General features: G+C 63.0%; 5 protein-coding genes. 2 read left to right on the forward strand and 3 right to left on the reverse strand.

Annotation, left to right across the window (positions count from 1 at the left end):
* A partial coding sequence (locus tag ABZF37_RS13795) for a calcium-binding protein (protein WP_372720897.1) occupies positions 1 to 1,274 on the forward strand: 1,274 nt, incomplete at its 5' end.
* A 179-nt stretch (positions 1,275 to 1,453) separates the two neighbouring features.
* The gene (locus ABZF37_RS13800; protein WP_372720899.1) at positions 1,454 to 2,194 is read left to right on the forward strand and encodes a peptidase; all 741 of its coding nucleotides are present in this window, start codon (positions 1,454 to 1,456) and stop codon (positions 2,192 to 2,194) included.
* A 48-nt stretch (positions 2,195 to 2,242) separates the two neighbouring features.
* Here ABZF37_RS13800 and kdsB read toward each other — a convergent pair whose 3' ends face one another.
* The 3 genes from kdsB to lpxK form a co-directional block, all read right to left on the reverse strand.
* The gene (gene kdsB, locus ABZF37_RS13805; protein ID WP_372720901.1) at positions 2,243 to 3,007 is read right to left on the reverse strand and encodes a 3-deoxy-manno-octulosonate cytidylyltransferase; all 765 of its coding nucleotides are present in this window, start codon (positions 3,005 to 3,007) and stop codon (positions 2,243 to 2,245) included.
* A 51-nt stretch (positions 3,008 to 3,058) separates the two neighbouring features.
* Entirely contained in the window at positions 3,059 to 3,238 is a 180-nt protein-coding gene (locus ABZF37_RS13810) for a Trm112 family protein (protein ID WP_372720903.1), read from the reverse strand.
* Positions 3,195 to 4,179 (reverse strand): tetraacyldisaccharide 4'-kinase (gene lpxK / locus ABZF37_RS13815; protein WP_372720905.1); only part of this gene is annotated, 985 nt, incomplete at its 5' end. The genes lpxK and ABZF37_RS13810, both read right to left, overlap by 44 nt.

Consider the following 4,179-nt stretch of genomic DNA (forward strand, 5'->3'; position numbering starts at 1 on the left):
AGGGGAACGATTTCAAGGCTGGCGGCGGGGCCAACGACACGATCTACGGCTATGGAGGCGATGATCTCCTGAACGGTGGTGGCGGTGATGACACTATCTACGGTGGCTCAGGGGCCGACATTATTACCGGATATTGGGGCAACGATACGCTTTATGGCGGGGCTGGAAACGATTTCGTTTACGGTGGAAACGGTAGCGATATTTTATACGGGGACGACGGCCTCGACACTGAGGCGGGTGGTCACGACATTCTGTACGGTGGCTATGGCGCGGATCAGATGTGGGGCGAAGGTGGGCGCGACATGCTCTTTGGTGGCGCCCAGAACGATGTGCTGCACGGTGGAGCCGACGACGACCAGCTGTTCGGCGGTGCTGGCAATGACACCCTCAATGGGGGTGACGGGGATGATCTTCTGAATGGCGGCGGAGGTAACGATACCCTGAACGGTGGAGCCGGTCTCGACGTGCTCGACTACTCGGGTGTTAGCGGGACGTGGTCATTGACCCTAGGGGCCGGCGGATCGGGCGCCACCAGCATTCAGGGCGCTGATACCTACACCGGAATGGAAGGCGTGATCGGCGGTACCGGCAACAACACGCTGACCGGTAACGAGGCCGACAACCTGATCCGTGGCGGTGGCGGAAACGACATCCTCGACGGTGCCGGCGGAATGGACCTGCTGGATTTTTCGGACGCAACCGACGGTATCGTTTTTACCTTGACGCAAAGCAGCAGCTTCACCAGCACGGGCGCCCTGGCGGGGATCGGAACTGATTCTTACAGGAACTTCGAGGGCGTTATCGGCTCCGGGTTCGGAGATACGCTGAACGGTTCGGCCTTTAATGATCGGATCTACGGCGGATGGGGCTGGGATAATTTGAACGGTAATGACGGAGACGACATCCTGGTGGGCGGTCGCGAAACCGACTGGATGACCGGTGGTGCCGGCAGCGACACGTTCGTGTTTTTGACCCTCGATTCGTCGGCCGACGGTAGCAACTTCACGGTCGATACCATCACGGATTTCAGTTTCGGCCTGGGTGGTGATGTCCTCGACATTTCCGATCTGCTGGTGGGTTACACCGGGTCGTCGGTAGCGGCCGAATTCATGACCCTGAGTGATTCGGGCACCAACACCACACTGAGCGTGGACTGGGACGGAACCGGTACCAACTTTGTCTCCCATGAGGTTGTCGTACTGATGGGGGTCACGGGGCAGAGTCTGGATGTAGACACCTGGATTGCCAACGGCAATATAGACGTTACCGTGTAGGGCGCCGTTACTCCGGGTGTGGGCGTGTCCCGGCGCGGGGACACGCCACGGGCTCCCGGCCAGCGCAATGATGGCTGGGCGTCTCGGGCCATTTTTCGAGCGATCGTGCCAAGGGACTGGCCCCTGACGCCAGTCCCATTCTTGTTCAACGCAGTGCCTTCACTCCTCGGGCGCAGTCCATGACCTATTGCGTCGGCATCAAGGTCAACGCCGGTTTGGTGTTCGCGGCCGATTCGCGCACCAATGCCGGCATTGATCATGTCAGCACCTACAGCAAGATTCATGTTTTCGAACGCCCGGGCGAGCGGGTTTTCGTGCTGCTGAGCGCCGGGAATCTGGCCACCAGTCAGGCGGTGGTAAACGCCCTGCGGCGTGAGTTCAATGATCCCGCCGCGGGGGGTCTCGGGCAGGTACGCGACGTGTTCGAGGCGGCTGAGCACGTGGGGAAGGTCAGCTATCGGTTGCAGCAGGAACATGCCTCGGCCCTGGAGCGTAGCGGGGTCAGTGCCGAGGCGAGCTTTATCATCGGCGGCGAGGTGCGGGGCGAGTCACCGCAAATCTGCCTGGTTTACGCGCAGGGCAACTACATCAGTGCGACCGGCCAGATGCCTTATCTGCAAAACGGCGAAACCAAATACGGCAAGCCGATTCTGGATCGCATCATTACGCCGGACACAGACCTCAACGACGCCGTGCGCTGCGCGTTGGTGTCGCTGGACTCCACCATTCGCGCCAATGTATCGGTTGGTCCACCGCTGGACCTGGCGATTTGCAACAGCGGCAGCCTGCGTCTTGATCGTCGCCTCAGCCTGGACGCCAACTCGCCGCTGTATCTGGCGATTCAGCAGGGTTGGCACGAGGGCCTGAAACGTGCGTTTCTGGAATTACCACGTTTTGACTGGGAACAGCCCGGCGCTTGAGCCATCGGTCCACGGGTTCCGCGCCGTCCACGCAAGCTGACTGTCGGATCAAACGCCCGTGGCGATCAGCGCGCGCAGGCGCGCCAAGTCTTCAGGTGTGTCGACGCCCTGCGGCGCCGGCGCGCGGGCTTCGTCCACGTGCACGCTGGCGCCATTCCAAAGTGCGCGCAGCTGCTCCAGCATCTCGGTGTTTTCCAGTGGGCACGGCGGCCACTGCACAAAGGCCCGCAGAAAAGCCACGCGGTAGGCATAGATACCCAGATGCCGTTGCCAGCCGGGCGAGACCTCGGGCAGGTGTTCCGCCTCCGGCATGCCGTCGCGTGGAAGCGGAATCAGCGCCCTGCTGAAATACAGCGCGTAGCCGTCGCGGCTGGTGACGACCTTGACCGCATTGGGATTGGTGAGCTCGGCCAAGGTGATGATGCGCTGGCTCAACGTGGCCATGTCGGCCGCGGACCGGCTCGCCAGGTTGCCCGCCACCTGGCGGATCAGTGCTGGTGGCATGAGCGGCTCGTCGCCCTGCACATTGACCACCACCGCATCGTCGGCCAGTCCGATCTGACGTGCTGCCTCGGCAATACGGTCGGTGCCGCTACGATGCTCGGTTGACGTCAGGACCACTTCGGCACCAAACGCGCGCCCGGCAGCTTCGATGCGCGCGTCGTCGGTGGCTATCACCACCCGCGCCGCGCCGCTGGCCAGTGCCCGCTCGTGCACCCACTGCAGCAATGGTCGACCGCCCAGGTCGGCCAGCAGCTTGCCGGGCAAGCGCGTGGCCTGAAAACGCGCCGGGATGATGACGGTGAAGTTCACCGGCGCCAGATCAAGGGTTGATAGCGATGCGTCAGGTTAGTGATGGTGTGCTTACAGATCGACTTCGGCCGGAATCTGGCGCGCTTCGTCGATGAGCATGACCGGAATGTCGTCACGGATGGGATAGGCCAGCCGGTCTACCTTGCAGATCAGTTCCAGCGCTGTGGTGTCATACAGGAGCGGTCCCTTACACAGGGGACACACCAGGATGTCGAGCAGTTTCTTGTCCATGGGTGAGGCGCTCCAGCAGTTGGGCGGCGAAGGCCGCGTCAAGATCAATGGTGAAGGACAGCGCGTGATAGCGCGCGTCGGTAAATGCCGGGCATTTTACGGCATCCTTTTCGGTCATAACGACCGGCAGATCATCGCCAAAGTGCAAATCCCGAGGGCCAATCGGATAGTGGTCCGGCAGTGGGTGCTCAATCACGGACATTCCCAGTCGGCGCAGCTCAGTGAAGAAACTACTCGGCGCGGCGATGCCCGCCACGGCATGAATTGTGCGCCCGGCGAATGCGGCGGGCGCGAACTCGACCCTATCGCACAGCCGCCGCAGGCGAAAGTCGCTGAAGCGCATCACCGTTTCGCCGGCTTCTCCGTGGCCCTTGAGGACCACGAAGTCGACTTCAGCCAGGCGCGCTACGGGTTCTCGCAGCGGTCCCGCGGGTAGCAGCTGACCGTTACCCACGCGGCGCTCGCCATCGACCAGGGCGATTTCGATGTCCCGGCGCAGGCGGTAATGCTGCAAGCCGTCGTCGCACACCAGTACATTGGCTTGTGCGTCGGCTATGGCCGCGCGCCCGGCACGGACGCGGTCGGCGTCGATGTATACGGGCACACCCGTGCGCTGCGCGATGAGCAGGGGCTCGTCGCCGCACGCGGCGGCATCGCCATCCGGTGCAACGCGCAGCGGGCGTGGCCCGGCCTGGGCGCCATAACCACGGCTGAGCACCGCCGGACGGTAGCCGTGGTCCTGCAGCAGTTTCACCAACCACAGGGTGAACGGCGTCTTGCCACTGCCCCCGGCGGCGATGTTGCCGACCACGATGACCGGAGCGGACAGGCGGTGGCTGCGTAGCCAGCCTCTGTTGTAAGCGACCCGGCGCAGCGCCACGACGGCGCCGAACAGGCCGGCCAGTGGGCGCAGCAAAGTCAGTGGTCGACCGTACCAGCTG

Source organism: Immundisolibacter sp. (genome assembly GCF_041601295.1).
Taxonomy (GTDB): domain Bacteria; phylum Pseudomonadota; class Gammaproteobacteria; order Immundisolibacterales; family Immundisolibacteraceae; genus Immundisolibacter.

Bases quoted from the DNA above. Each gene is read 5' to 3' on its own strand.
- ABZF37_RS13800 (WP_372720899.1), top strand. From the start codon at position 1,454: ATGACCTATTGCGTCGGCATCAAGGTCAACGCCGGTTTGGTGTTCGCG.
- ABZF37_RS13810 (WP_372720903.1), bottom strand. From the start codon at position 3,238: ATGGACAAGAAACTGCTCGACATCCTGGTGTGTCCCCTGTGTAAGGGA.